This is a genomic window from Protofrankia sp. CiP1_Cm_nod3 (assembly GCF_982290655.1).
Map to the genome: position 1 here is coordinate 1,911 of NZ_CEVIVD010000249.1, position 751 is coordinate 2,661.

The window sequence follows — 751 nt, forward strand, 5'->3', positions numbered from 1 at the left end:
CCGACGGCCGGGATGCCGACGGCCGGGATGCCGACGGCCGGGATGCCGACGGCCGGGATGCCAGCAGTCGAGAGGCCGACAGCTGGAGGGACGACGGCCGGAATACCGGTGGGCGGCATGCCGGTGGCCCGGGGGACGCGCTGGGTGCGTTGCTGGCCGAACTCGCCGGTTCGGCGCGGGCGAAGGCCCGGGAGAGCGTGCGGCTGCAGCGCACGACGCTGCGGGAATGCGCCGAGTCGATCGCGGCCACCGCGGCGGAGATGGCACGGCGTTTCGCCCGGGGTGGACGTATGTACACCTTCGGTAACGGCGGTAGCGCGACCGACGCCGCGACCCTGGCCGAGCTGTTCTCCCGGCCGCCGCACGGGCGTCCGCTGCCGGCCTGGTCGCTGGCCGCGGACCAGGCGGTGGTCACCGCGCTCGGCAACGACGTCGGGTTCGAGCGGGTGTTCGCCCGGCAGCTCATCGCGCACGCCGGCCCGGACGACATCGCGGTGGCGCTGTCGACCAGCGGCGGCTCGGCCAACCTGCTGGCCGGGCTGGCCGAGGCCGGCCGTCGGGGAGCGCTCACCGTCGGCTTCGCCGGATACGACGGCGGACGGTTCGCCGCCGACGGGGTGGTCGACCGCTGCTTCGTCGTCCGCTCACAGAGCGTGCACCGCATCCAGGAGTCACACGCCCTGCTCGGCCACCACCTGTGGGCCGCGACACAGCAACGGATGACGGACCATCCGGCCGCGTACCCGACGTA

General features: G+C 74.4%; 1 protein-coding gene. It reads left to right on the top strand.

The genetic code is table 11. The features are described from left to right. On the top strand, window positions 1-751 hold a 751-nt coding region (locus AC5LUJ_RS23700), incomplete at both ends, for a D-sedoheptulose-7-phosphate isomerase (RefSeq protein WP_493465821.1).